23 protein-coding genes are annotated in these 24,919 nt (G+C 58.5%); 3 read left to right on the top strand and 20 right to left on the bottom strand.

What is annotated here, in order from left to right:
• Nucleotide 1 precedes the first annotated feature (1 nt).
• From flhF to fliE, 17 genes are all read right to left on the bottom strand, one after another.
• Entirely contained in the window at nucleotides 2–1,426 is a 1,425-nt protein-coding gene (gene flhF / locus AACT07_RS19000) for a flagellar biosynthesis protein FlhF (protein WP_069529541.1), read from the bottom strand.
• Between the two features lie 16 nt (nucleotides 1,427–1,442).
• Nucleotides 1,443–3,545, bottom strand: coding sequence for a flagellar biosynthesis protein FlhA (gene flhA / locus AACT07_RS18995; RefSeq protein ID WP_005353675.1), 2,103 nt, complete (start codon nucleotides 3,543–3,545; stop codon nucleotides 1,443–1,445).
• A gap of 107 nt (nucleotides 3,546–3,652) precedes the next feature.
• Nucleotides 3,653–4,783, bottom strand: coding sequence for a flagellar biosynthesis protein FlhB (flhB, locus tag AACT07_RS18990; RefSeq protein WP_069529539.1), 1,131 nt, complete (start codon nucleotides 4,781–4,783; stop codon nucleotides 3,653–3,655).
• A complete protein-coding gene (gene fliR, locus AACT07_RS18985; RefSeq protein WP_069529538.1) occupies nucleotides 4,776–5,573 on the bottom strand; it encodes a flagellar biosynthetic protein FliR in 798 nt (265 codons plus the stop codon). The genes flhB and fliR overlap by 8 nt, the downstream gene beginning before the upstream one ends.
• Complete coding sequence (gene fliQ, locus AACT07_RS18980) at nucleotides 5,570–5,839, bottom strand: flagellar biosynthesis protein FliQ (RefSeq protein ID WP_069529536.1); 270 nt, start codon at nucleotides 5,837–5,839, stop codon at nucleotides 5,570–5,572. The genes fliR and fliQ overlap by 4 nt, the downstream gene beginning before the upstream one ends.
• Before the next feature lie 25 nt (nucleotides 5,840–5,864).
• Entirely contained in the window at nucleotides 5,865–6,638 is a 774-nt protein-coding gene (fliP, locus tag AACT07_RS18975; RefSeq protein WP_005334729.1) for a flagellar type III secretion system pore protein FliP, read from the bottom strand.
• Complete coding sequence (gene fliO / locus AACT07_RS18970) at nucleotides 6,625–7,005, bottom strand: flagellar biosynthetic protein FliO (RefSeq protein ID WP_005362049.1); 381 nt, start codon at nucleotides 7,003–7,005, stop codon at nucleotides 6,625–6,627. The genes fliP and fliO overlap by 14 nt, the downstream gene beginning before the upstream one ends.
• Complete coding sequence (gene fliN, locus AACT07_RS18965) at nucleotides 7,002–7,394, bottom strand: flagellar motor switch protein FliN (RefSeq protein WP_005298791.1); 393 nt, start codon at nucleotides 7,392–7,394, stop codon at nucleotides 7,002–7,004. Before fliN ends, fliO begins: the two co-directional genes overlap by 4 nt.
• 49 nt (nucleotides 7,395–7,443) lie before the next feature.
• Nucleotides 7,444–8,514: a flagellar motor switch protein FliM gene (gene fliM / locus AACT07_RS18960; protein WP_005334736.1), complete on the bottom strand. Its 1,071-nt coding sequence runs from the start codon at nucleotides 8,512–8,514 to the stop codon at nucleotides 7,444–7,446.
• A 7-nt stretch (nucleotides 8,515–8,521) separates the two neighbouring features.
• A complete protein-coding gene (gene fliL / locus AACT07_RS18955) occupies nucleotides 8,522–9,037 on the bottom strand; it encodes a flagellar basal body-associated protein FliL (protein WP_069529534.1) in 516 nt (171 codons plus the stop codon).
• 57 nt (nucleotides 9,038–9,094) lie between these two features.
• Nucleotides 9,095–11,011 carry a flagellar hook-length control protein FliK gene (locus AACT07_RS18950; RefSeq protein WP_069529529.1) on the bottom strand — a complete coding sequence of 639 codons (1,917 nt, stop codon included), beginning with the start codon at nucleotides 11,009–11,011 and terminating at the stop codon, nucleotides 9,095–9,097.
• 67 nt (nucleotides 11,012–11,078) lie between these two features.
• On the bottom strand, nucleotides 11,079–11,519 hold the full coding sequence (gene fliJ, locus AACT07_RS18945) for a flagellar export protein FliJ (RefSeq protein ID WP_069529528.1): 441 nt from the start codon (nucleotides 11,517–11,519) through the stop codon (nucleotides 11,079–11,081).
• Between the two features lie 27 nt (nucleotides 11,520–11,546).
• A complete protein-coding gene (gene fliI, locus AACT07_RS18940; RefSeq protein ID WP_005334747.1) occupies nucleotides 11,547–12,878 on the bottom strand; it encodes a flagellar protein export ATPase FliI in 1,332 nt (443 codons plus the stop codon).
• 52 nt (nucleotides 12,879–12,930) lie between these two features.
• A complete protein-coding gene (fliH, locus tag AACT07_RS18935; RefSeq protein ID WP_069529526.1) occupies nucleotides 12,931–13,755 on the bottom strand; it encodes a flagellar assembly protein FliH in 825 nt (274 codons plus the stop codon).
• 68 nt (nucleotides 13,756–13,823) lie between these two features.
• The gene (fliG, locus tag AACT07_RS18930; RefSeq protein ID WP_005334749.1) at nucleotides 13,824–14,885 is read right to left on the bottom strand and encodes a flagellar motor switch protein FliG; all 1,062 of its coding nucleotides are present in this window, start codon (nucleotides 14,883–14,885) and stop codon (nucleotides 13,824–13,826) included.
• The gene (gene fliF, locus AACT07_RS18925; RefSeq protein ID WP_005334750.1) at nucleotides 14,878–16,587 is read right to left on the bottom strand and encodes a flagellar basal-body MS-ring/collar protein FliF; all 1,710 of its coding nucleotides are present in this window, start codon (nucleotides 16,585–16,587) and stop codon (nucleotides 14,878–14,880) included. Before fliF ends, fliG begins: the two co-directional genes overlap by 8 nt.
• A gap of 62 nt (nucleotides 16,588–16,649) precedes the next feature.
• Nucleotides 16,650–16,967, bottom strand: a complete 318-nt coding sequence (fliE, locus tag AACT07_RS18920; protein ID WP_005362062.1) for a flagellar hook-basal body complex protein FliE — start codon at nucleotides 16,965–16,967, stop codon at nucleotides 16,650–16,652.
• Between the two features lie 153 nt (nucleotides 16,968–17,120).
• Here fliE and AACT07_RS18915 point away from each other — a divergent pair, with 153 nt between their 5' ends.
• Together AACT07_RS18915 and AACT07_RS18910 are read left to right on the top strand one after the other, a co-directional pair.
• Entirely contained in the window at nucleotides 17,121–18,032 is a 912-nt protein-coding gene (locus AACT07_RS18915) for an AraC family transcriptional regulator (protein ID WP_171902786.1), read from the top strand.
• 66 nt (nucleotides 18,033–18,098) lie between these two features.
• A complete protein-coding gene (locus tag AACT07_RS18910; protein WP_069529524.1) occupies nucleotides 18,099–19,850 on the top strand; it encodes an amidohydrolase in 1,752 nt (583 codons plus the stop codon).
• 91 nt (nucleotides 19,851–19,941) lie between these two features.
• Here AACT07_RS18910 and befA read toward each other — a convergent pair whose 3' ends face one another.
• The 3 genes from befA to AACT07_RS18895 all read right to left on the bottom strand — a co-directional run bounded on the left by befA (nucleotide 19,942) and on the right by AACT07_RS18895 (nucleotide 23,398).
• Nucleotides 19,942–20,727 (bottom strand): beta cell expansion factor BefA, encoded by a 786-nt coding sequence (gene befA / locus AACT07_RS18905; RefSeq protein ID WP_064340915.1) that lies wholly within the window; start codon nucleotides 20,725–20,727, stop codon nucleotides 19,942–19,944.
• A 213-nt stretch (nucleotides 20,728–20,940) separates the two neighbouring features.
• Nucleotides 20,941–22,380, bottom strand: a complete 1,440-nt coding sequence (gene pyk, locus AACT07_RS18900; RefSeq protein WP_005362071.1) for a pyruvate kinase — start codon at nucleotides 22,378–22,380, stop codon at nucleotides 20,941–20,943.
• A 163-nt stretch (nucleotides 22,381–22,543) separates the two neighbouring features.
• The gene (locus AACT07_RS18895; protein ID WP_005334759.1) at nucleotides 22,544–23,398 is read right to left on the bottom strand and encodes a MurR/RpiR family transcriptional regulator; all 855 of its coding nucleotides are present in this window, start codon (nucleotides 23,396–23,398) and stop codon (nucleotides 22,544–22,546) included.
• Nucleotides 23,399–23,748: 350 nt separating this feature from the next.
• Here AACT07_RS18895 and glk point away from each other — a divergent pair, with 350 nt between their 5' ends.
• Nucleotides 23,749–24,717, top strand: coding sequence for a glucokinase (gene glk, locus AACT07_RS18890; RefSeq protein WP_069529523.1), 969 nt, complete (start codon nucleotides 23,749–23,751; stop codon nucleotides 24,715–24,717).
• Nucleotides 24,718–24,919 lie beyond the last annotated feature (202 nt).

Below are 24,919 nucleotides of genomic sequence, written 5' to 3'. Positions count from 1 at the left end.
GTTACTCATAAAACTCCGAATCTTCGGCCTCGCCAAAGCCTGCGCCCCAGAAATAGGGCTCCTCTGTTTCTCGCTCCAGCGAGCCCATGGCAGCTCCGACGAGCTGCGCCGCATTGGCAACCTGAATATCTTCCGGAACCCTTTGTCCATCAGTGATATAGCTGATGGGTAATGAATTCTGGATACACACGTTAATCACTTCGCCCAGATTCAGACTTTCATCCAATTTGGTAAGTATGCAGCCGCTTAATGGAATACGCCGGAAATGGTCAACCGCCTCCTGCATCACCCGACGCTGGGAAGTTGCCGACATCACCAGATAACTGCGGATCCGCACCTTGGCATTCTTGACCAGGGTATCGAGCTGCTCGGTCAGCCGGATATCCCGCTGACCCACCCCGGCCGTATCGATAAGTACCAGCCGACGGTGGCGGAACTGATAAAGGGCATTGGCCAGCTCTTCTGCATCACGCACCTGCCGCACCGGACACCCCATGATGCGACCATAGGTCTGCAGCTGTTCATGGGCACCAATCCGGTAGTTGTCGGTGGTGATCAGCGCCACCTGCTCGGCACCATACTTCATGGCGAAACGGGCCGCCAGCTTGGCAATAGTGGTGGTTTTGCCCACCCCGGTCGGGCCAAGCAGCGCCACCGCGCCGCCCTGACGCATGATCTCGTCCTCACTGATCTTGAGCTGGGCCGTCAGCACCTCGGCCAACTGGGCCATCGCCTGATGGATGGACATATCTTCGGGGATCAGTCCCGCCAGTTGATCGGCAAACGCATCGTCAAAGCCCAGCTTCTTGAGCTCCTTGATCAGCAGGGCCCGCATCGGCTCGCGGCGCTCCACCTCTTGCCACATCAGCCCGGATATCTGATGCTCCAGCAGTTTGCGGATGCTGGCCATCTCCTTGCGCATCCCTTCCATCTCCTGATCCCGCTGGGCAGGTTGAGGGGCGCGCTGGCCGGAGGCAACCCGGGCCTTGGGTTTGGCAGGTTCCGGAGCGGCGCCCCACTGCCCCTGCTCGGCCAATGTTCTGGGCGCTGCATTGGCAGCGGCCAGCCCGGCCGATTGGGTATTGCCCATTGGCGCCCCATTGCCCGGCTTGAGCTTCTGCTGGCGCGCCAGCAAGGCGGCCAGGGTATCGGCATAATGTTCGTTCTGCTCCTTCGCCGGCGTCGGCTCGGGGCGGATCATCTGCCGTGCAGCAGACGAAATATTGACGCTCTCATCGTTCAGCTGACGGCGAACCGGCGCATCTTTGGGCCCCGGGACCTGGGATTGATAATCGACTGCGGCGACTATCTCTACCCCTCCGGTGACCTTCTTGTTGGACATAATGACGGCATCCGGCCCGAGAGTCTCCTTGACCTCGGCCAGAGCCGTTCGCATATCCTTGGCAAAAAACCGCTTAATCTTCACCCGTCGTCTCCGCTAACTAGTTCTGCCCTACCGCACTGACGATGCGGATCTGCTTGTCGTCGGGCACTTCCTGATAAGACAGAACGCGCAATCCAGGAATGGCATTCTTGACAAATTTCGCCAGGGTATTGCGCAAGATCCCCGATGTCAGAAGCACGGCCGGTTGGCCTTCCAATTCTTGTCGTTGAGTGGCCTCCACCAGCGAACGCTGCATCCGCTCTGCCAGACCCGGTTCAATACCGGCACCATCACCGCCACCAGCCTGCAGGGATTGATGCAATATACGTTCCAATTCCGGCGCCAAGGTAATCACCGGCAGCTCGGGATCGGGGCCTGCAATCTCCTGCACAATCAGGCGACGCAGGGCAATCCGGCAAGCGGCCGTGAGCACTTCCGGATCCGGACTGCGCGGTGCGTATTCAACCAGGGTCTGCAGGATAGTGCGCATATCGCGGATTGGCACGCCTTCATTGAGCAAATTCTGCAATACCTTCACAAGGTTACCCATGCTGATCACTTCCGGCACCAGCCCTTCGACCAGCTTGCTCTGATGTTTGCCAATCATGTCGAGCAGCTGTTGTACCTCGTCATGACCCAGCAGCAGAGCCGCATGGTTGGTCAGGATCTGGCTCAGATGGGTAGCCACCACGGTCGCGGTATCCACCACCGTATACCCCAGTGTCTGTGCCTGAGAGACCATCTCCTTGGCAACCCAGACCGCTTCCAGTCCGAAGGCGGGATCCCGGGTGGCTATCCCCTGGATCTGGCCGAACACCTGCCCCGGATTGATGGCCATCTCCTTATCATGGTAGACATTGGCCTCGCCGGTACTGACCCCCATCAAGGTGATGCGGTATTGGTTTGGCGCCAGATCCAGGTTGTCGCGAATGTGGACGGCCGGGACCAGAAAGCCCAGCTCTTGCGAGAGTTTCTTGCGCACCCCTTTGATCCGGTTGAGCAGTTCGCCACCCTGATTGCGATCCACCAGCGGGATCAGCTGATAACCCACTTCAAGCCCGATGATGTCCACCGGCATCACATCATCCCAGCTCAGCTCTTTCTGCTCATGAGGTTGTTCGGCAGTGGCAGGCAGCAGCTCGCCCTTAGCCGCTTTGGCGGCCGCCAGTTTCTCGCGGCGCAGCAACCACCAGGCGCCAGCGGCGGCAAGAGCCCCCAGACTCAGGAAGGCGAAATGCGGCATCCCCGGCACCAGCCCCATCATCAGCAGAATCCCGGCCGAGATGATCAGGGCTTTGGGATTGTCAAACAGCTGGCCTAGTACTGCGGTACCCATGTCCTGATCGGTATTCTGACGGGTCACTATGATGGCGGCAGCGATGGAGAGCAGCAGGGAGGGGATCTGCGCCACCAGACCGTCACCGATGGCCAACAGGGTATAGATCTCGGCAGATTCGCTGAAGGTCAGCTGGTGCTGCATCATCCCGATGATGAAGCCGCCGATGATGTTGATAAAGAGGATCATGATGCCCGCAATGGCATCCCCTTTGACAAACTTGGAAGCACCATCCATGGAGCCGTAGAAGTCAGCTTCCTGGGTTACATCCTGACGACGCTTCTTCGCCTCTTCCTGATTGATGAGACCTGCGTTCAAATCGGCATCGATGGCCATCTGTTTGCCCGGCATCGCATCAAGGGTAAAACGGGCACTCACTTCCGCGATCCGCCCGGCACCCTTGGTGATCACCACAAAGTTGATGATCATCAAGATGGTGAAAACGATGATGCCGACCGCATAGTTGCCGCCGATCACCACGTTACCGAACGCCTCGATCACATGGCCGGCCGCCGCACTGCCATTATGACCTTCCAGCAACACCACCCGGGTCGAGGCAACGTTCAACGCCAACCGCAGCAAGGTAGCGAGCAGCAGTACGGTCGGGAAGGCAGCAAATTCGAGGGGGCGGCGGGTATAGACGGATACCAGCAGCACCACGATGGAGAGCGCAATGTTAAAGGAGAAGAGCACGTCCAGCATCAGCGGCGGGATGGGTAACACCACCATGCCGAGCGCGGCCAATACCAGTAGAGGGGTACCAAGGCCTTTGCCCAATACTCCCCGGTACTCTTTGAACTGGCCCAATACTGCCTTGAATTCCATCGCGCTTCTCAATTTCAACCTGCTGGTGCCAGATTAAAGCAAACATCAAGCCAACAATACAAGACATTGAAATGCAATGGATTTATTTTGACTACGTCAGAACTTTGTCATTTCCGATATTCGGTCGGAATAGGCAGATCTTTAGCCAGCGGCTGGGGACGGCGCCCCTGACCACGGCGGAATTTCTTGAGCTGGAAGACATAGGCGAGCACCTGGGCAACCGCCGCAAACAGCCCTTCCGGGATCTCGTGGCCCAGCTCGGTTGAGTGGTAAATAGCCCGGGTCAAGGCTGGTGACGGCATGATGGGGATCTCGTACTCTCTGGCGATCTCCCTGATCTTCATTGCAATTTCATCGGTGCCCTTGGCCACGACCTTGGGCGCGGCACCGGGTTTGCCCGCATCATACTTGAGCGCTACCGAGTAGTGGGTCGGGTTGGTGATCACCACATCAGCCTTGGGTACATCCCCCATCATTCGACGCATCGCCATCTGCATCTGCAACTGGCGGATCTTGCCCTTTACCTCGGGCTTACCTTCGCTGTCCTTGAACTCGTCCTTGACCTCCTGCTTGGTCATCTTGAGCTGACGCATGTGGTTCCACTGCTGGAACGGCACGTCGATGGCAACGATGGGAAGCAGGGCGCAGCAGAGGATGATCAACATCCAGAGAAACAACTCCAGCGCATCGATAATACCGCCGGGGAAACCCTCCATGGAGAGGTTGAGCAGGTGATTGAACTGGCTGGATAACATCCACCAGGCAAACAGGGTGATGAACACCACCTTGGCGATGGATTTGACCAGCTCAATCAGTGACTGCACCCCGAACATTCGCTTGATGCCGCTGAGTGGACTCAGCTTGCTCATCTTGGGCATCATGGCTTCAGTGGAGAAGTTCATCCCCCCCATCAGGGAGTTGCCGATAAAAGCGGCAATCGCCACCAGTGCAAACAAGAGTCCCAGCGGAAGCACCAGTTCCCCCAGCAGCGCCGGCAGCATGGCGATCATGGCATTGGGATCGAAAGCCTGCTCCCTGTCCAGAGTAAAGCCCATGGTGACAACCTTGACCATGGCGGTCGCCAGCGAGCCCTTGAGCATCAACAGGCCAAAGACCGCCGAGAGCAGAACGCTAGCGGTCCCCAGCTCTTTTGAACGTGCAATCTGCCCTTTTTCACGAGCCTGTTGCAGTCGTTTGCCCGTGGGTTGTTCGGTACGTTCCTGGTCGGTATCAGCCATGAGCGCCCCCGAAGCACTGGGTGTTGATCAGCTCGCAGCTGACCTCCTGCACCCGCTCCCACATGATGTCGAAGTGACCGAGGAACCCGCCGATAGTAAGCCAGAGGATCAGCAGACCCGACATCATGCTGACCGCAAAACCGATACTGAAAATGTTGAGTTGCGGCGCCGCCCGGGTCATGACACCAAAGGCGAAGTTGATTAAGAGCAAGGCGACGATGGCAGAAAGGGCCATCACCAGTGAAGCCTGATACATCACACCGAGAAAACCGATCAGGGTACGGATGGCCGGTAAAGTGAGCCCTGAGTCCGACACCGGCAAGGTCTCAAAACTGAGGATCACCAGCCGCAGCATCACCAGATGACCATCCAGCGCCAGAAACACTAGGGTCGCCAGCATCAGATAAAACTGCCCCACCACGGGGGCCGACTGGCCATTCATCGGATCCACCAAGGTGGCAAAGCCGAGGCTGGTTTGCATGGCGATGACCTGACCGGCCATCACGAAGCTCTCCATCAGAAACTGGGTCATCAGACCAAGGGCAATACCGATCAGCAACTGCTGGCCCAATACCAGAAAACTGCCGGCCGAGAAGAGTTCAATTGAAGGCATTTTCGGGAGCAGCGGGGCAATCAGAAAGGTGATGGCAAGAGCCAGCCCCATCCGTACCCGCGCAGGAGCGAGGCGGCTGCCGAACACCGCCATCACCATCAGCAGGCTGCTCACCCGCGCCAGCGGCCAGAGGATGGAAGACAACCACTCCATGATCAGAGCGGTTGTGTAGGTCATCCCACCACCTCGGGGATTTGATTGACCATCAGTATGAAGAAGTCCATCAGACTCTGCAGACCCCAGTGAGCGCCCGCCCCCAGCGCAAACAGAGTCACGATAAGACGGGGCAGAAAGCTCAGGGTCTGTTCGTTGATGGAGGTGGCCGCCTGAAAAATGGCTACCACCAGCCCGATAGCGAGGCTGGGCAGGATCACGGCGCTGACCATGATATTGACCAGCCAGAGCGCCTCGCGAAAGACGTCGACAAAGGTTTCAGGACTCATGTTCGGGCTCCTTGCGCTCGACCGGCTAACCGGCACCCAGTCCGAAACTGTTGGCCAATGACCCCAGAATGAGATTCCAGCCATCCACCATCACGAACAGCATCAACTTGAAGGGCAGCGAGACGATCATCGGCGAGAGCATCATCATCCCCATCGCCATCAGAATACTGGCGACCACCAGATCGATGACTAGAAATGGCAAGAACAGCATAAAACCAATCTGGAAGGCGGTTTTCAGCTCGCTGGTGACAAACGCCGGGATCAGCACCCGTAGCGGCACATCGGCAGGTTTCTCCACCTGCACGTTGGCGATCTCCATAAAGGTATTGAGATCCTTGATCCGGGTCTGGGCCAGCATGAACTGGTGGATGGGCAACTCGGCCCGCTCCAGCGCCTCCTTTGCCTGAATGGTTTCGGCCAGATAGGGCTGCAACGCCTCATCATTGATGCGATCCAGCACCGGCGACATGATGAAGAACGACATAAACAGGGCGATGCCGATCAACACCTGGTTGGAGGGACTCTGTTGCAGACCGATCGCCTGGCGCAAGATACCCAACACCACAATGATGCGGGTAAACGAGGTCATCATGATCACCATGGCCGGCAAGAAGGAGAGCGCGGTCATCAGCGCCAGTACTTGCAGGGTCAGGCTGTACTCCTGAGAGCCATCCCCCATGGTCTTGACGGTCACCGCCGACATGGCATCCTGTGCCAGCGCAGGCCAAGAGCAAAACAGTGGTATCAGCAGGCTGACCAGCAGCCCCGTTTTCAGCCATAAGCCGTTAGCTTTTTTCATGCTTGCCCATCAATTTGCCAAGCTGCTGGGAAAACGCCTGCGGCTGGTTTTCGTCCAGCGGCTCCTCCAGCCGGTAGAGAAAGTTGACCTGCTGCGGTGTTACGCCGACCAGCAGTTGCTGTTCGCCCACCTTGACCACCAGCAGCTTCTCTTTGTAACCCACCGGCAACGAGGCGATGACCCGCATCTGGCCGCCACCCATGGCGGTCGCCAGCTTGCTCTTCTTGAGCAGAAAGCCCAGCACCAGAATGAGACCAATCACCATCAGACTGGAGAGCAACCAGGAGCTCAGACTAGGCACGTTGGCAGATGCCGCTGTCTCGGCAAAGGCCGGAACAGGCAGCAATAACAACAGGAGGCGCATCATTTAAGCTTCTTGATCCGTTCAATCTGGCTGATGACGTCGGTCAGGCGAATACCGAACTTGTCGTTCACCACCACCACCTCGCCGTGAGCGATCAGGGTACCGTTGACCAATACATCCAGCGGCTCGCCTGCAACACGATCCAGCTCCACCACCGAGCCCTGGTTCAGCTGCAACAGGTTGCGAATACTGATCTGGCTGCGGCCCACCTCCATGGCGATAGTGACCGGAATATCGAGAATGGTGTCGAGCTTGCGACGCTCCTCGGCACTGATGGGGGCATCATCTTTCAACTCTTCCAGCGGGGCTGGCTTGGCTTCCGCCGTCACCTGCTCCTCCAGAGCCGCAGCCCAGGCATCAGCCATCAGATCCTCTTCCTCAGTTCCGCTCATCTTGTTTCCTTATGCTACTTCGTGACCGTTTACCGTAATAAACCGTCAATTATCGCTGTTGATCTTCGATACTGCGCTCGAGCTCTTCCAGCTCGGCCTCGCCATCAATTCGTACCCCGCCCCGGGTCACCAGATGCATCTCCGTCTTGACCCCTTCAGGACGTTTGAGCTTGTCGGTGATCTTGAGCGCCACATTATCCTTGGTGCGGCCCATCTTGGCGTGGAAAGTGGGCAAGTCCTCGACAAAAACCAGCAGATTTTCCGGCATATCGACCGGAATGATATCGCCAGGTCGCAGCTCCATCAGCTCACGCAGGGTGAGTTCGGTCTCCAGCAGCTTGGCGCGCAGCTCTACCTTGACATCCATGATCTCGTCACGCAGCGCCTTGCTCCAGCGTACGTCGGTATCCCCCTTGTCACTCTGCACACCGGCGTCCAGCAGCTCGCGGATCGGCTCCAGCATGGAGTAAGGCATCGCCACGTGGAAGTCGCCGCCGCCACCATCGAGCTCGATGTGGAACGAGCTGACCACGATCACCTCGGTCGGGCTGACGATGTTGGCCATCGCTGGGTTCACTTCGGAGTCGAGATACTCGAACCCCACGTCCATCACCGGCGCCCAGGCATCCTTGTAATCCTCAAACACCAGTTTGAGCAGCATCTGGATAATGCGCCGCTCGGTCGGGGTAAATTCGCGCCCTTCAATCTTGGCGTGATAACGACCATCGCCACCGAAGAAGTTCTCCACCAGAATGAAGACCAGTCTGGCCTCCATGGTGATGAGCGCCGTCCCCTTGAGCGGGCGGAAGCGCACCATGTTGAGACTGGTCGGCACAAACAGGGTATGAACATACTCGCCAAACTTGAGCATCTGCACGCCGTTGATCGAGACCTCGGCGGTACGACGCATCATGTTGAACAGGCTGATCCGCATATGGCGGGCGAAACGCTCATTCACCAGCTCCAGCGTCGGCATGCGACCACGGACGATGCGGTCCTGGGAGGAGAAGTCAAATTGGGCTACGCCGGGGTCTCCAGCGCCGCCTATCTCTTCCTCTTCGACATCATCGACACCGTGCAAGAGGGCATCAATTTCGTCCTGACTTAACAGATCGCTCACGCTTCACCTACTGCATTACAAAGCCGGTAAACAGCACTTGTTCGATAACGGGGGAAGAGACCAGGTCCTTGAGCACCCGACGGCACTCTTCCAGTGAATCCTTGCGCAGCTTCTCCTTGCCTTCAAAGGTCATCAGCTGTTCGGCACTGGCTGCGCTGAATACCCGCAGCAAGGTGCCTTCAATCAGGGGAATATTCTGTTTGGCCAGCGTCTCGTCGGCGGTACCGCGCACCATCAGCTGGATCTTGATCTGCACCAGTCGATCTCGCTGGGCACCTGCGACGTTGAAAACAAAGGGACGCGGCATACCGACATAGAGGGAAGGTTTAGGCGCTTCCTCCTTGGGTGTGGCCTCGGCACCTTCCGCCGCTTCAGCGGGCGGTTTATCGGAGCCGGAGAGCATCAGGAAGGCACCAGCACCACCAGCGCCCAGCAAAATTACCGCCAGGGCAATGATAATGATCAGCTTCTTTTTCTTGCCCGCAGCCGGGTCTTTTAGCGTCAACTCGTTATCGTCAGCCATCCCTTGTCCACCCTAGTCTCAAACTTGTTCGATATCATAAACTTACTCGGGATTGCATCAAGCATAGAAATCAATTCCGGAACCGTTTGTCGATTCCACCAGCAAACTGGGGTTAGATGTGGTGAGTTCCCCTTCAACCAGCCCGTTACCGGACCGCTGCTGACCACTACTCTGACCCTGCTGCCCCTGCCCGTTAAAGGTGGGCTGGCCCTGTTGCTGCTGTTGTTGCGACTGCTGCTGTACCTGCGTCTGACCAAGCTGGATCCCCTGCCCTGCCAGCATGTCACGCAGCCGGGGCATCGCCTGCTCCAGCATCTCGCGGGTCTGGCCATGTTGTACCACAAAATGGACGTTGGCCTGGCTGTCGGCTCCCATCTGGATCTGGATCTTCATCTTGCCAAGGCCGAGGGGGTCGAGCTGAATTTCCGCCTGTTGCAGTTTTTCGGCCAACATCACATTGACCTTCTGGTGCAATTCGGCAGGTGCTTCCTGACTGGCCAGTTTCAAATGGGGTAAATTCTGCGGCTCACGGCGCAGCGTCGTCTCAGCGGCGGGCGCCCGGCTATCGGCTACCTGTGGCTGAGTCTGGCTGTTCTGGCCATGCTGAACGGTCTGGCTCGGACTGCTCTCACTGCTAGATGTCGTCGCAACCAGGCTCTTCTCCGCCTCACCGGCCTTCGGTTTTACCTCCAGCTGCACCGCTTTGCGTACCTCGTCGGTGCCCGTTACTTCCATCTGTTTGATGCCGGCTGAAATGGTCGACAACGGCGCTTGCGGCCCCTGAGATTCAGCCTGTGCCAACACCTGCTGTGGCGCCACCATCACGGGGGCGGCAGCGCTATCGGTCTGAGCCGTCGCATTTGCTGTCACGCTGCTCTGGGCTGCGGCACTTTGAGCCGTCGTCACGGGCGCCGAACCTTGATTCGCGGCGGTGGCTGGCTGCTGGCTTCCCTCGGCAGCACTCTTTTCTGCCCCCTTTCCAGCTACCCCACTTCCATCCGCAGTTGCTGAAGTGGTTGCAGCGCCCGCCTCAGGCTGCTTGAGCCCCTCGCTGAAGGCCTTGAGCGCAGCCCCCTGAGTCGCGGCTTGCATCGCCTGCCCCTTGTTAGTCAAAGCATTGCTGGCGGCGGGATCGGATTTGCTGTCGCCAGCCTCTTTTGCAGCGAGAGACTCCGCGGATTTGGCGGTGCTTGCCAACTCATCGACCGGCAGCACCTTGGCCAGCAGGGCCATTCGCTCTACCCCCGTGAGGGGCTTGGTCTGCTTGCCATCTGCCCCGAGGGTTTCGCCCTTGGCAAAGGCTTTCTCCCCGGTCTGCTCATCCGCAGTAGTGGCGGCATCTTCACCTTCAGAGGAGAGAACGGCAGCAGAGGCATCGCCCTGTGCCACCACTCGCGCCGCTGAGGACGATACGGTGGTTTCTGAAGTCGAGTTGGCGGTCGTCGCCAGCGGCGACTGCGCCCCGGTCTGACCTGAAAGCTGTTGGGCAATCCTGGCAGCGGCAGGAGTCTGCTCGCCTTCATCAAGCACAATCCCCTCGAGCTCACCCTCTTGCGGCAACGGATTGCCGTCTACCGCAGTGGCGCTCTGTTGGGCCGCCACCGCCAGCTGGGGAGTCACTAGCGAGGTATCGAGCTTGAGGGAGTCTTGCAGGCGCAGCAGAAAGTCGGTGGCAGGGACCTCCTCCACCTTGTTGTCGGCGTCAGGATCCTGCTCCTTGCCGGTCTCCTCTTTGGGAGAGGCGCTCTCGGTCGCCAAAGATTTGGCTGATCGGACATGGTTACCGCCCTGAGTAGCCTCGGCAGCGCCCTGTTCGCTGTTCCGGGCCTTGGCAATCAGGGTGGCGAAATCCCCCTTGCTGTCGCTGCCGGTTCCCCCATCGATACTTTTGCTCTCGACGGAACCGCTCAGAGGCGCTTTGTCCAACCCGTTGGCCGGAGCCGAAGGCGTTTGTGTCAACAGTGTCTGCATCATGATGGGATCCCTGAATTCTGGTGGCCCCCAAAGAGATGGCCGCCGACAATGTCCATATCAAAGCAAGTTACAGGCCAGATTGATGAAAGCGTCGCGACATGGCGTACTCATCCAGCATCTTCTGCTCCTGACGCTGGGCTTTCTGCTGCTCGCGGCTCGCTTGCTTATCCAGCAACAGCTCTACCGCCTTGCGCCGCTGCTGGGCCGCCAGCCACTCTTCACGGCGCTGTTCCAGCGCCTGACGCACCTGCAACACCCCTTCGTACTGCTGGGTCGCTGCCTGTTCGAGCTTGTTGATAAAGGCGTGATACTGGGTATTTTGCTGGGGCGAAATCCCCTGCAGGCCGCGATCGGTCCACTGCTGGTGATAGATCTGGCGGTACTGGTTGAGGGCATTTTGCTGATCCATGAACAGCTTGAGATCCTGCTGCGCCTTCACCAGCGCCAGCGCACACTGCTGCTCCGCCTCCACCAGCCGATCGGCCAACAATACCAACCCTTTACTCATCGTCGACCTCTCTGTTACCGACCATCATCAGCGCATCAATGGCATCGCCACCATCTGCAAGGCTTGCAGGCCATCATCGTAGTGAATGACCTCGCGCATCCCCTGCTGCAAGAACTGATCCAGATAGGGTTTTTGAATGATGGCACGGTCGATGCGCGGATCGGAACCCTGGCTGTAAGCACCGATGGTGATGAGGTCACGGTTCTGCTGATAAAGGGAGTAGAACTGCTTGAGGGTACGCGCCAAATCCATATGTTCCGGCGAGGTGACCATGGGCATGACCCGACTAATGGATTTTTCGATATCGATGGCTGGATAGTGCCCCGCATCAGCCAATTCGCGCGACAACACTATGTGGCCATCGAGGATCGCCCGCGCCGCATCGGCAATGGGATCTTGCAGGTCATCCCCCTCGGTCAGTACGGTGAAGAATGCCGTGATGGAGCCCTGGCCGTCACTGCCGTTACCCGCCCGCTCCACCAGCGCCGGTAATTTGGCAAATACCGACGGTGGATAGCCCTTGGTTGCAGGCGGCTCGCCCACCGCCAGCGCGATTTCACGCTGGGCTTGGGCATAACGGGTCAGTGAATCCATCAAGAGCAGCACATTAAGCCCCTGATCGCGGAAATATTCGGCAATGGCCAGCGCCGTTTCACACCCCTTTAGCCGCATCAGCGGCGAGGCGTCGGCGGGAGCCGCTACCACCACGGAGCGGGCTCGCCCCTCCTCTCCCAGAATGTCTTCAATAAACTCTTTCACTTCCCGGCCCCGTTCACCGATGAGGCCGACCACCACCACATCCGCCACCGAGCCACGGGTCATCATGCCAAGCAGCACCGATTTGCCGACACCGGAACCGGCAAACAACCCCATCCGCTGGCCCTGCCCCACCGTCAGCACAGCATTGATAGCGCGTACCCCTACGTCCATCGGCTGATGGATTGGGCGGCGAGAAAGCGGGTTGATGCGGTGCTGGGCAAACTGCACGGTCTGGGAGGAGAGAATGGGACCGAGGCCATCGAGTGGCTGGCCGATGCCGTCGATGACCCGACCGAGCAGGTTCATCCCAACCGGAATGCCGTGCTCTTCGGTAATGGGCACCACTCGGGCACCGGGGATCACCCCCTTGAGCTGCTCGCTCGGCATCAGATAGAGGCGATCGCCAGAGAAGCCGACCACCTCAGCCTCCAGCGTCCCATCAAGGGTATCGATACGGCAGAGGGCACCAATGGCGGCGCGGCAGCCAATGGCTTCGAGGGTCAGCCCCACCACCCGGGTCAATTTGCCGGCGACCGGCGGTTTGGGGGCGCTGTCGCGTACCTTGTACCCTTGCAACCGGTTCAGTAGCGAGCCGCTCATCTGGCCTCCTGAGAGCTAAAAAGTGCAGCCGGACGGCAACGTCCGGCATCGGTTATGGACGTGAGTCCTGCGAAGCCGGTTTCTGCGACGCATTGTCCCGCAAGAAGTTACGCAGCAACTGATCGATGCGACCGGAGAGGGTCAAATCGATGCTGGATAGCTCGGTCGCCAGTTGCAGATCGCCGGGAGAGAGGGTGGGATCGCTTTGCAATCGCCAGTGGCGCTTGGCGCACTCTTCGGCGCCAAATGCCTGTTCGATTCGCGCGATATCGTCGGGATGCAACATCAGAGTTACCCCCTGTTCGGCGGCAGGCAGCAAGGCCAGCCCCTCTTTAAGCGCCTCCAGCAAAATGCGTGGGGTGGTCTCCGCTTCGTGACGAATAAGCGCGCGGGCCAGTTGCATCACCAGCGAGACCAACTGCTGCTCCACCGCCTGATCCAGCTCGTTAAGCGGATTGGCAAGGCGCGCGGCGAGCCCCTGCCAGTGGGCAATCTCCTGCTCCACCAGCTCGCGGCCCATGGCCAGCCCCTCCTCGCGCCCCTGTTCGAGACCGGCAGAGTGGCCCTGTTGCAATCCTTCCAGCTTGCCCTCTTCCATACCCTTGGCATAACCGGACTCGCGCCCCTCAGCCATTCCCTCTTCCCAGGCGGCCTGACGGATCGCTTCAAGCTCTTCGGCGGTGATGCTGGGGGCCGGCTCCTGTTCGGGCTCCGGCTCCACCACCTCCTCTTCCTGCTGATACCAGTCAGGGGCAAGGCCGAGGGCATTGGTAGGCGCTCCCGCCTCCACCTCGACCTCCATCTCGGGCCAGCCCCAGGTCTCAACCCGGGCATCATCACCCTCGGGGCGCACATAACCACGCAGTTTGTTGTTCATGCTTTGCGCGGCTCCTCACCACTGCCTGATGCGGGCTTGGCATCGCGGTTTTGTTTATGGGCCATGGCTTAGAGGAACTCCTCACCGCCACCGGCACCCAACATGATCTCGCCGGCATCCGCCAGACGACGGGCGATGGAGAGGATCTCTTTCTGGGCCGCTTCCACTTCGGAGACCCGGATCGGCCCCATGGCCTCCAGATCGTCCGCCAGCATTTCGGCCGCCCGTTTGGACATGTTCTTGAAGATCTTCTCGCGCATCTGATCGTCGGAGCCCTTGAGGGCGCGTTGCAGCAGATCCCCCGGCACTTCCCGCAGCATGGTCTGGATGCCGCGATCGTCCACATCGATGAGGTTTTCGAACACGAACATCAAATCCTGGATCTGCTGGCTCATCTCTTCGTCCGACTCGCGGATGGAGTCCATCAGCTGGCCTTCGATGTTGGTATCCAGGTAGTTCATGATGTTGGCGGCTGCTTTCAGGCCGCCCATCTTGGCTGCCTGGGCACCGGCCGCACCGGCGAACTGTTTCTCCATGATGTCGTTCAGCTCTTGCAGTGCTGCCGGTTGTACCTCTTCGAGGTTGGCGATACGCATCACCAGATCGAGGCGCACCTGCTCCGGGAACTGGCTCAGGATCTCGGCGGACTGCTCCGGCTCCAGATAGGAGAGCACGATAGTCTGGATCTGCGGGTGTTCGTTCTGGATGATGCTGGCCACCTGACGGGCATCCATCCACTTGAGCGAATCGAGGCCACGGGCGCCGGAACCGAGAATGATCTGGTCCACCAGGTTGCTCGCCTTGTCCTCGCCAAGGGCCGCCACCAACGCCTTGCGCACGAAGTCTTCGCTGCCGATACCGATGTTGGTGTACTTCTGGATATCGTCGATGAATTGACGGTGCACCGCAGCCACCCGATCGTGACTGAAGTCGGACATGGAGGCCATTGACATACCGAGCCGCTGCACCTGCTTGGGCTCGAGATGACGGAAGATCTGGGCGGCATCCTCTTCATTGAGGCTCAGCATCAACACCGCAGCCATCTCCATTCCCGACATCTGGTCGAGGATCTGGCGCTGACTGTCGGTGATGTCATTGCCGGTGACTTGACTCTTCTTTTCTTCAGGCATCTTTGTTCGTTACCCATTCTTTAATGACCTGAGCGGCCAGATCCGGCTCGTTCGCCACCAGCGCACGTACCGCCTTGAGCAAGTCTTCGTCACGGTGCAGATCCGGCAGTTTCAGCTGGCCATCGCGTACACCAAATACCTGATCGTTCTCGACTTGTGCTGACAGCAGACTCAACTCGTCGTCGCCACCCAGTACGGTGTGGTTGTCGAAATCCACTTCCCCTTCCGGTTTGGCATCCGGGTAGAGCAGTCGCTTGAGCATGGGGCGAACCACTGTGACGATCAAGACAATGATCACCAGTACCGAGGCGGCAATCCGCACCGCACGCCAGAACCAGGGCTGATCGTAGAGCGGCACCTCGGCCACGGTATCCAGCTCTGGGCGATTGAACGGAATCGCGACCACCTCAAGGGTATCACCACGGGTCACATCAAAGCCAAGACCACCGCTCAGCAAACGGCGCAATGTATCGAGTTCTGCCTGGGTGCGCGCCTCACGAGTCACGGCCCCGTCGGCACCGGGTACTGCTTTGTAATCCACGGCAACCGAGACGGTCATGCGGCGAATGCCACCCATCTGGCGACGGGTATGGCTGACGGTGGTATCCAGCTCGAAGTTGCGAGTCGCCTCTTTGCGGGAACGGCCAGAAGCGGCAGCGCTGGCACCATCACCACCGGTCGCCTCCTCGGGAATATTGGAGGCGGCAGGGGGCTGGTTGGAGAGGGCGCCGGGCACACCACCGTTGCTGCCGCTGGCGCTGTTCTCTTCCATGGTCATTTCGGAGCGCACAGCAGGCAAGTCAGGGTTGTAAGTCTTGCGGGTCTGCTCCTGCTGGGAGAAGTCGAGGGAGAGATCCACTTCCGCCGTATAGTTGTCGGCCCCCAGCACCGGGATCAGAATGGCGTCAATTTTTTGTTTGTACTCCAGCTCCTGCTTCTGCTGCATGGCAAACTCTTTGCGAGTCTGGGCCGAGATCGGGTCTTGCGAGCCGGAGTTGAGCAGACGGCCATTCTGGTCGGTGACGGTGACGCGGGTCGGCTCAAGGCCATGCACGGCGGAAGCGACCATATCGACGATGGAGTCCACCTCCCCCTGCCCCAGCGCCGCCCCTTTCAGGTTGAGTACCACGGTGGCACTGGGTTTACGTTCGTTGCGGGCAAACACGTTGTCTTTCGGAATGGCCAGCAGCACCTGGGCCTTGGCCACATTCTGGAACTGCTCGATGGCGCTCGCCAGCTGACGCTCGCGGCTCAGTTTCAGACGTTCGCTCTCCATCCGCTGGCTGACGCCGAAACTGGAATCTTTGAGCAGGATATCTTCACCACCGATGTTGCTATCGGTGGCATTGGCAAGACCGGCACGGGTCAGGGCCAGCTGGATAGTGGGGTAACTTTCGGCGTTGACCAGCACGCTCTTGCCATCCACCTCGTAGGGGATCTTCTGCTGATCGAGGAAGTCGAGAGTCTTCACCAGCTCCTGGGTGGTGTAGGTGCCGAGGGGACGCATATCCGGCTCCTTGCCCCACAGCAGGATAAACACCGCGATGGCCAGACAGATGGCAAGCCCCAGGATCAGGGTGATTTGCCGCAGCACATCGGTGTTGGACAGGAAGCCCAGCGCCGAACTCTTCTGCTCATTTTCATCGAGGGCGGCGGTGCCCTCATCGTTTATCAGCAGATCGCCGTTTTGGTCAGTAGCCACGATTTATGTCCTTATTGCTGACATGTTCATGATGTTCAGTCGTCATGGTTTATTGGCGTCGCTTATACCGGCATGTTCATGATGGTCTTGTAGGCATCGACCATCTTGTTGCGCACCTGTACCGTGGCTTCAAAGGCGATGGACGATTTTTGGCCCGCGATCATCACCTCGGCCAGATCCACCGACTTGTCACCCATGTCGAAACGGGTGCGAAGGTCATTGGCGGCGCCTTGCAGCTCGTTGACGTTGCCAAGCGCCTGTTGCAGCAGCTGACCAAAGTCGGAGGTTACCTGACGACCGGGTTGTGCCAGCGGCGTTGCGCCTGCTTCGATCTTGAGCGCCTGCATCTCTTGCATCAGGCTGCTTGCACTAATTTCCATTTTCCATCCCCAGACAAATCATTGACGCTGGCATGCAATAAGCAATTAGAGTGCCAATGCGTTAAAGCATGACACGGATGAGTGGCCTGACCAGGCTGGACGGGTTCGACAACGGCAGATGGCTCTGATTAAATCCGACTCTGACGCCCACTTTTGCTGGCTGGCAAGGAGTCCGATCTGGATTATCGCAAACCCGTGTTCAAGGCGATGGACTACATCAGCCACCATCTGGATGACAATCCGGGCCTGGATGAGGTCGCAGCGGCGGCGGCCATCTCCACCTTCCACTTCCACCGTATTTTCAAGACGATGGTCGGCGAGACCATTGCCGGATTTACCCGGCGCCTGCGTATGGAGCGCGCTGCCCGTCGCTTGTTAGCCTCCCCCCAAAGCGACATCACCACCCTCGCACTGGCCGCCGGGTTCTCCAGCTCGCAGAATTTCGCCAAGGCCTTTCGCCTGCACTTCGCCATGAGCCCTTCGGAATACCGCCAGCAGCAGGGGGGAAACTGGAAAAGCAAGATTGGAAACGATCCCCTTCCCTTTGACACCTATGATGGCCTGGTCATGCACCCGGTCACCGAACACCCGGGTCTGTTGCAGGGGGCTAGCGTCAGGCAGATGCCCGCCCGGCGCGTGGCGTACATGCGCCGCCTGGGTCCCTATGGCAAAGAGACCTGCGAGCAAGCTCATCGGGATTTGCTCGCGCTGTTCGCCTCAGACGAGGCGATGACACCGGCGGGTACCCTGAGTCTCTATTGGGATATCCCCGATATCACTGATGAGACCCGTTGCCGTACTGACGTCTGCATCGAGCTGGGGCCAGAGATCCCCGCTGGGCGCCAGTTAACCACCCAGACCATCGCAGCGGGCCCCTATGCGGTTTGTCAGTTTATCGCTCGCGGCGATCAACTGGTCGCTTGCTGGGAAACGGCGTTTCGCTGGGTAGTGGGCCAAGGGCTGAACTGCGACGATCGCCCGTGTTACGAGCAATACCACGCAGGCACGGACCCCGACCGGGATCATTACGTGTTTGATATCTGTATCCCGCTGATCAACCGATAAGCCGATACCTCATTTCCATTTACCCACTTCGGTGCCTTCGGGCACCGAAGCGACGGAGTCATGCCCATGAATATCAAAACGCTGTTTCTAGCCAGCCTGCTGGTAACGCTTCCCGCTGCCGCCAATGCCCAGTCACAGAGCCAGACGCTGATCTTTGGCGGCACCATCTACAGTGGTGATCCGGCGAACCCTCACCCGGAAGCGGTCGGCATTGAAGGTAAAAAGATAGTGGCAGTCGGCAGCTATCAGGAGGTCAGCGCCCGCCTCGGCAACCATGCCAAGCGTCTTGATCTGAAAGGAAAGTACCTGATGCCAGGGCTCATCGACAGCCATGTTCATGCGGCATTTGCCGGTTTTCAGGGGATGACAGTTAACTTTCCCGATGCCATGAGTGAGGTTGAGCAGGTGCAGCAATTTCTGACCCGCAGCAAGGATGACCCCCGCCTGACACTGGGCGATATAGAGCTATACAGCAATGTCTCCCTCGACTACTGGCATCAGCTTCCCCTGCTCGATCAGGTGTTCAATGGCCCGCAATACCAGCAAATACCCGTAGTACTGGCCGGTTCGGATGCCCACACCGGTTGGGCAAATCAGGCCATGCTGCGCAAGGCTGGCATTGATGCCGACACCCTTGCCGGTCGTTATGCTCCGCTGAAAGGCAATTTTGGCCTCACCCCATCCGGCAAGCTCAATGGCTTTGCCTCGGAAGGCGGCTGGGATGCCATCCTCAAGGCGCTGCCACCTGTCAGCGACGAGACGATTGCCAGTGCCATCATGACTGCCGCCAAACAACTCAATCAGGTGGGCATTACCGCCTGGATGGACCCTATCAGCAACATTCGCCCCCTCGCCCCCATCTTCAACGCCGAGCCGGATCGCCGCGATACCGGCCTGCTGCCGGCGTACAGCATGCTCTCCCGGGAAGGCAAGCTGACCGGACATGTGTCCGCACTGGCACTGGTGGGGATACATGCATCACCCGCCATCATTGATGACGTATTGGCGCTGCAACAGCAGTTTCAAGATGCCCCGGACGTGAAACTGGTGGGGATCAAGATCCTGCAGGATGGTGTCATCGAGTATCCATCCCAGACCGCCAAGTTGAGCGAACCCTACCTCAACCGTCCCGGTTACAGCGGCAAGGACGATTTGGACAAGCAGCGTTTCAACGAGCTGATCCGCACCGCGGATGCCCATCAACTTATCGCTCACTTTCATGCCATCGGCGATCGGGCCGTCCGTGAATCCCTCGATGCCATCGCCTATGCCCGGGCCCACAATCAGGATCACAGCCTGCTGCACAGCATCACCCATCTGGAGGTGGTGAGCCCGGCCAGCATTGCCCGCTTCAAACCGCTCAATGTGGCCGCATCGATGCAACTGTTGTGGGCCGGGAAAAACGTGGCGACCACCCTGTTGCTTGAGGGAAAAGTGCCTCCGGCACTGCTAGCCCGCCTCTATCCGGCAGGCAGCTTGCTGCAAAGCGGCGCCATTATCGCCGGGGCCAGTGACTGGCCGGTCTCCAGCCCCAACCCTTTCCTCGCCATGTATACCGCGATCACTCGTCAAGGGGAGCTTGGCTTGCTGCCCCCCGCCAGCGAGCAGATCAGCCGTCAGGCCATCTTGCAGGCCTATACCCTCAACGCCGCCAAGGTAATTGGACGGGAGAAAGAGATTGGCTCCATCAGCGCGGGCAAGAGTGCTGACCTGATCTTGCTGGATCGCAATCTGGAACAGGTAGAAAGCGAAGAGCTCAAGGAGACCAAGGTGCTCTGGACCATGTTCAAGGGCAAGCAGGTCTATTCAGCCCACTGACACCAAGAGAACAAACAGGCCCGCATTGCGGGCCTGTTTGCGAGATCACGACAAGCGTATGGCATGCAGTGAGCAACCGATAATGGCGGGATTAGCGGCTCGTTTCAGTCAAGTCCTTGTCAATCCAGTACTTGGAGCCGGAGATATTGGCATCGAGCAGCAGGCCCTTCTCACCAATCTGGTAGATGGCCATGCCGCCATTGTATTTGGCGGTCAGTTCGGCGCTCTCCTTGCCTGCCACCACGCCCACTTCGGAGGTAGCCTCCCACCCCTGGGTCACGAAGGCATCGAATCTGGCCTTGTCTTCAAACAGGATCACCTGCTGATAGAACTTGCCGCCAATCCCGGCCGCCAGACCCGCACCAAACATCTTCATATAGGTGTGCTTGCCGGTTTTGCGATTGACTGCCACCCCGGCCCCCTGATTGGTATGCAGCATCAGGGAGAACTTGCGCGAATCGAACACTGCATAACCATAAGCCTTGTCAAACAACAACTTGGCTGATGGCTGCTCGTTGAACAACCGGATCAGTGCAGTGTCGGCCATGGTATTGAGCGCGATCCTCGCCTCTTTCGCCGTCTTGGGGTTGAGCATCTCGTTGAGCTCCTTGTCGGCCGCCTTCAGCCACTCCTTGCCGGTCGCGATGCTCTTGTCGGTCCAGACCCCAGCGGTATTGAACGCCTCTTCTCCCCAGGCCGAGATGGAGGCCCAGCTCTTCTTGGAGAAATCGCTGACATCCTGCCACACCTCCTTGCTGGTCTCGCTCACTGCCGCTCCCAGATCGGACGCTGCGGCCTTGAGCTTGGCCCAGTCGGCATAACAGGGTGAGAAGGCCAGACTCAGTGACAAGGCCAGCAACCAGTTACGCTTGTTCATCTTTTCACTCCCGTATTGTCGAGTGTCTGGGTTACCTGGGACGATCACCTACAACAGGCTACCCGCTGAAAATCACTCCCGCATTATCGGAAGGGGAATCCGGTTAAGCAATCATTGAGTCCTGTTTATCCCGCCACAGCCCGACAGCAGTTAACAAAAAGGCTGCTCATCAAAGAGGAGCAGCCTTGTTAAGCACAGTAAAACCGGACGGGCTTATTCGACCATCATCACCTTGCAGGTGTTGGTACTACCCACGGTTTCCATCTTGTCACCGTGAGTCAGCAGCACCATGTCACCGCTTTGCAGCAGCCCCTTCTCTTTGAGCACGGCCAGCGCATCGCGGCACACTTCGTAGACCGGTTTGGTCTCGTCACCGTCAAACATCACTGGGGTGACGCCACGGTAGAGATTGGTCCAGGCCAGGGTCTTGTTGTGGGGAGACATGGCAAAGATCGGCAGACCGGAGCTGATACGGGACATCAGCAGCGGAGTGGTGCCGGACTCGGTCAGTGCCACGATCGCCTTCACCCCTTCCAGGTGGTTGGCCGCATACATGGTGGACATTGCTACAGCTTCTTCAACGGAAGTGAAGGTGTAGCTCATGCGGTGGTTGGAGACGTTCAGGCTCGGGTGCTTCTCGGCACCGACACAGACGCTAGCCATGGAGGTCACGGTCTCGATGGGGAACTGACCGGCGGCAGTCTCGGCGGAGAGCATCACCGCATCGGTACCATCCAGCACGGCGTTGGCCACGTCCATGACCTCTGCACGAGTCGGCAGCGGCGCATTGATCATCGATTCCATCATCTGGGTCGCGGTGATCACCACACGGTTCAGACGACGGGAGTGGCGGATCAGCTTCTTCTGTACTCCAACCAGCTCGGGGTCACCGATCTCGACACCCAGATCGCCACGGGCGACCATCACAGCATCGGAACCGAGGATGATGTCTTCCATCGCCTCATCGGTGGCGACGGTTTCGGCGCGCTCAACCTTGGCCACGATCTTGGCATTGGAACCGGCTTCGCGGGCCAGCTCGCGGGCATAACGCAGATCATCGCCACAGCGCGGGAAGGAGACAGCCAGATAGTCCACATTCATGCGGGCAGCGGTCTTGATGTCTTCCTTGTCTTTCTCGGTCAGGGCCGGAGCTGAGAGACCGCCCCCTTTCTTGTTGATGCCCTTGTTGTTGGAGAGCGGCCCGGCCACGGTCACCGTGGTGTGAATGCGGGTGCCTTCAACCTGCTCGACCTTCAGCTGCACACGGCCATCGTCCAGCAGCAGGATGTCGCCCTGAACCACATCGTCTGGCAGGCTCTTGTAATCGATGCCAACCTGCTCCTGGCAACCCTCACCCTTGCCGAGTGCCGCGTCGAGAATGAACTTGTCACCGATGGCCAGATAGATTTTGCCATCCTTGAAAGTGGAAACACGGATTTTCGGGCCTTGCAGATCCCCCATGATGGCGACGTGACGACCGAGCTTGGCAGCAATGTCACGCACCTGATTGGCGCGCAGGATATGGTCTTCAGCAGTGCCGTGAGAGAAGTTCATCCGCACCATGTCGGCCCCGGCGCGGATGATCCCTTCGAGGATCCCTTCGCGGTCGGTAGCCGGACCGAGTGTGGTTACAATCTTTGTACGTCTAGGCATGAAAGACTCCAATATGAAGTTGATATGACTTGAGATTCTGCCCCATCAAGCCCATGGCTCGATGCACCCGTTTACAAACCATCTGGGTGGTTTTTGTTATTAAATTACAATACTACACCAAGGCGGGTGGCATAGACAGTCGGGGGCCGGAGCCCCCGACGGTTCAGGAAGAGTGCGGGGTTTCGAAGCGGGATTCGCGCAATCCCTCTTTCACTTTCTTCAGATTTTCGCGAAATTTCATCCCCCGGCGCAGGGTAAAACCGGTCGCCAGCACATCCACCAGCGCCAGTTGGGCGATGCGGGATGCCATCGGCATATAGACATCGGTATCTTCCGGCACATCCATGGAGAGCACCAGATTGCACTCTCGGGCCAGCGGGGAGTCCTTGGCGGTCATGCCGATCACGGTGGCGTCGTTCTCGCGAGCCAGCGCGGCGATCTCGACCAACGCCTTGGTGCGGCCGGTGTGGGAGATGAGCACCACAACATCCCCTTCGCTGCTGTTGATGCAGCTCATGCGCATCATGACTATATCGTCAAAGCTCACTACCGGAATGTTGAAGCGAAAGAATTTGTTCTGGGCATCGCGGGCAACGGCAGAGGAGGCGCCAAGGCCGAAGAAGCTGATCTTCTTGGACTGGGTCAGGATATCGACGCAGCGGTTGATGGCAGAGATATCCAGGCTGTTTTTGGCGGCATCCAGACAGGCCATGGTGGATTCGAAAATCTTGGCGGTGTAGGTATCCGGCCCATCTTCCGCTTCCACATGACGATTTACGTAAGGGGTGCCATTGGCCAGGCTCTGGGCCAGATGGAGTTTGAAATCAGGAAAGCCCTTGGTATCGAGACGGCGGCAAAAGCGGTTGACGGTCGGTTCACTGACGTCGGCCATCTTGGCCAGAGCGGCGATGCTGGAGTGGATGGCGGTCTGGGGAGACGCCAGGATCACCTCGGCAACCTTGCGTTCTGATTTACTGAAACTTTCCAAGTTGTTCGTAATTTTATCAAGGGTATTCATCATCACCACCAGGCGTTTTTGTAATTTAGCTTCAGTGTCTTTGCACTCAATCTACGGCTAAGCAAGTTTCCATTCAAGCTAAGGACTATACAAGACAAGCGGTTATCGCAACTAACGCCTGCCATACAAAGTATGACTCATCTCTAATTATTTCGTACTTTTCGTTACAAAACGTCACCTTGCCATGAAAGCGCTTACAAATGTTGCAAAGCAACAACACTGTGAGCAGGCGCACGTTTGTATCGATCCGGCGGGTGAGCAAGCCTGAGCTCGGATAGAATGGGCCGTCATAATCCAACAATAATCTCGGGACACCAGAGTCGTCCCCATCCTGTAACGAAGGAGTTGTTATGCAGCATACCCATGCGCTGGTCGGCGATGTCGGCGGCACCAATGCGCGTCTGGCCCTGTGTGAGCTGGCCACCGGTACTATCTCTCAGGCAAAGACCTACTCAGGTCTGGCCCATCCCACCCTTGAAGCCGTGGTACGCCTCTATCTGGAGGAACACAAGGTTCAGGTGGCTGAAGCCTGCATCGCCATCGCCTGCCCCATCAACGGTGACTGGGTTGCCATGACCAACCACAGCTGGGAGTTCTCCATCAGCGAGATGCAGAGCAATCTCGGGCTGGCACGCCTGCAAGTGATCAACGACTTTACTGCGGTCTCGATGGCTGTGCCGGTGTTGGCTGAATCGGATCGCATCCAGCTTGGCGGCGCCGCGCCGGTAGCGGGCAAGCCCATCGCCATCTATGGTGCAGGCACAGGCCTTGGGGTCTCCCATCTGGTCAAGGCGGGTGAGCAGTGGCTGAGCCTGCCGGGTGAAGGTGGTCATGTGGATTTTGCTGCCAACACCGAAGAGGAAGATGCGGTGCTGCAAGTAATGCGAGGCGAATTGGGCCATGTCTCGGCAGAGCGTTTCCTCTCCGGCCCGGGCCTGGTCAATCTCTATCGCGGGCTGGTGAAATCCGATGGCCGTGAGCCAGAACCGTTTGCCCCCAAAGACATTACCGAGCGCGCACTGGCCGGGGAGTGCCTCGATTGCCGTCGCACCCTGAGCCTGTTCTGCGTGCTGATGGGCCGCTTTGCCGGCAATCTGGCCCTCAATATGGGTACCTTTGGCGGCGTCTATATCGCAGGTGGCATAGTGCCGCGCTTCCAGGAGTTCTTTACCGGTTCCGGTTTCCGGGTCGCCTTTGAAGACAAGGGGCGCTTCAAGTCCTACCTCAAGGAGATCCCGGTGTTCCTGATCACCCATGAAGGGCCAGGGCTGCTCGGTGCGGGCGCTTACTTGCGCCAGTCGATGGGGATCACTATCTGATTGAAAAGGGGAACGAGGCGGGATCATCCATGGTTCAGCCTCGATTCAGTGTGAATGGCATAAAGTAGCCGCACGTAACCAAGAGGGTTGTGCTTCACAAGGAGTGGAAAGCGACTCTCATCCGCTGGATACGTTTGTCACCTGACAAGCCTGAACTGTTTCAACCGGCCTTTTGGCCGGTTTTTTTTATGTCTGTGTCCCG

The organism is Aeromonas sp. ANP5, from assembly GCF_963870295.1.
GTDB classification, from domain to species: domain Bacteria; phylum Pseudomonadota; class Gammaproteobacteria; order Enterobacterales; family Aeromonadaceae; genus Aeromonas; species Aeromonas veronii.
The sequence above is the reverse complement of the archived record's forward strand: the minus strand, read 5'-3'. Positions and strand labels throughout refer to the sequence as shown.